Source organism: Chrysiogenia bacterium, assembly GCA_020434085.1.
In the GTDB taxonomy this organism is placed as follows: Bacteria; JAGRBM01; JAGRBM01; order JAGRBM01; family JAGRBM01; genus JAGRBM01.
This window is the reverse complement of the sequence record JAGRBM010000405.1, coordinates 1-1,852: the sequence shown is the minus strand read 5'-3', so window position 1 is coordinate 1,852 and position 1,852 is coordinate 1. Positions and strand designations below refer to the sequence as shown.

Below are 1,852 nucleotides of genomic sequence, written 5' to 3'. Positions count from 1 at the left end.
GGTGGAACTGCTCCCCGGCGCGCGCGACGGACTCGCCACCCCCGACCAGGTGCGGCGACTCATGGCGGGCCTCTCCGACTTCTCGGAGCTGTGGCTGGACTTCCGCGGCGTGCCGACGCTCGCGCCCTCCGCCGCGGCGGCGCTCTTCCGCGACTGGGCCGCGTCGAACCCGCGCTGCCGCCTGCGCTGGCTCAAGGCCACGCCGGCGGTGGAGTCGGCGATTCGGACTGCGCTTGGCGGTGCCCAGGCAGCGGGGGCGGGGGCGTAGCCGTACCCGCCCCCGGGGGCGGGTTGGTTCTTTCTCCATTCATCAACTTGACGGCCCAAGCAGTATACTATACATTAGTATCTACCGCAAGGCAGGCAGCTGGGCTTTCTACAGATTGCAGGCGGGCTTGGCTGTGGGCGGAGCGCCCGACCCGCCCCCGGGGGCGGGTGGGCAGGCTGTCTGCAGAGATTCCCGCCGGCAGAAGGGAAGCTCGTCGGCTGCTCTGCTCGCCGCGTGCCGAGAGGGTAGACGAAGCGGTTGCTCAAGACCAGAACGCTTAGGGCCATCTGACCATCACCGCACTGGCGACGGTCCGGGGGGTGCACATGGAGACGTTTCCCGAAGCAATCTCCCAGATGGAACGGGCTTTTGCTGAGATCGCTGCGCTGGTTCCTATGCCTCAGATGGTCGAAGTCGGAGGACGGCAGGCTTACCGGTTCCAGGAGAAGACGGCCCAGCAGGGAGTGATCGTGAAGCTCGTATCGATTGTCAGCGCCCTGCGGTCAGCGCAGGCGCTTCTCCGGCTGGGGATGGTGAACGAGGTGTCAATCCTGGAACGAGTGGTGAACGACCACACCGAAGATGTGTCCTTCCTCTGCCTCGGCATCGCAGGAGGGCAAGGTGAGCTTCATGAGAAGTTCCTTGCTGCCCTCTTCCAGGAGGAGTTCGAGCTTCGTAACGGAATCCCGCATGTGATCAAACGGCAAGGGTCCCCGACTCGAAAGGACATTCGTAGCTACATCGACCGAGCTGGATCGGTTGACCTGTCGCCTGGCAAGCACGCTGAGTTGATGCGGGATGCTGCACAGGTGTATTCAGGATTTGTACACGGATCCGCCGTGGCTGCGCTGAACCTCTACGGGGGGGCTCCTGGGCGTTTTCACCTCGCCGGCATGATGGGAACACCTCGGATTGAGGTACACATGAAGTCCCTATGGAACCACTACCACCGCGGCATCAACGCATTTCTATTCGCGGCCACGGTGTTGAACCTCCCAACGACTGCCTCGCGGCTTCGAATCTTTCGGGTTGGGTTTGAAAGACTCGCAGGCAAGCACTACGAGTAGCCCCCACCCGCCCCCGGGGGCGGGTCGCCCTAGCGAATCAGCACGATGCGGCGGCTCTGGCTGATGCCCGCGCTGCGCAGCACGGCGAAGTAGACGCCGGCCGGGAGCTCGCGGCCCACGTTGTCGCGACCGTCCCAGGTGAGTTCCTGGGGACCGGCGGCGAGGCGCGCGTCCACGAGGCGGCGCAGACGACGGCCGCGCGTGTCCATGATGTCCAGCGTGGCCTTGCCGGGTGAAGTGAGCAGAAAGGCCACGCGGGCTGCGCCGCGCGACGGGTTCGGCCAGGTGGGGGCGAGCGACGCCACGGCGGCGCTCAGGTCGAGAGTCAGCGTGCGCAGTTCAGCCCAGTCCTCGCCCGGCTCGCGGCCGAGCAGGCGGTAGCGCCACCGTCCGCCGGCCAGGAGCAGCGGGCTGCTGTCGCGCGCGCGCCAGGCGCCGCTGGGGAGCGCTTCGGTTTCGAGCTCGCGCGTGAAACCGGACTCGCCCTCCACTTCCACGCGGAAGTCGCCGTCGGCGC

General features: G+C 66.6%; 3 protein-coding genes. 2 read left to right on the top strand and 1 reads right to left on the bottom strand.

Annotated elements, in window-relative coordinates; genetic code table 11:
• Both KDH09_13975 and KDH09_13970 read left to right on the top strand, forming a co-directional pair.
• Nucleotides 1-268, top strand: a 268-nt coding sequence (locus tag KDH09_13975) for a hypothetical protein (protein MCB0220804.1), incomplete at its 5' end; no start/stop codon positions are given.
• A gap of 326 nt (nucleotides 269-594) precedes the next feature.
• A complete protein-coding gene (locus KDH09_13970) occupies nucleotides 595-1,335 on the top strand; it encodes a hypothetical protein (protein ID MCB0220803.1) in 741 nt (246 codons plus the stop codon).
• Between the two features lie 29 nt (nucleotides 1,336-1,364).
• Here the strand turns inward: KDH09_13970 and KDH09_13965 are convergent.
• A partial coding sequence (locus KDH09_13965) for a hypothetical protein (protein ID MCB0220802.1) occupies nucleotides 1,365-1,852 on the bottom strand: 488 nt, incomplete at its 5' end.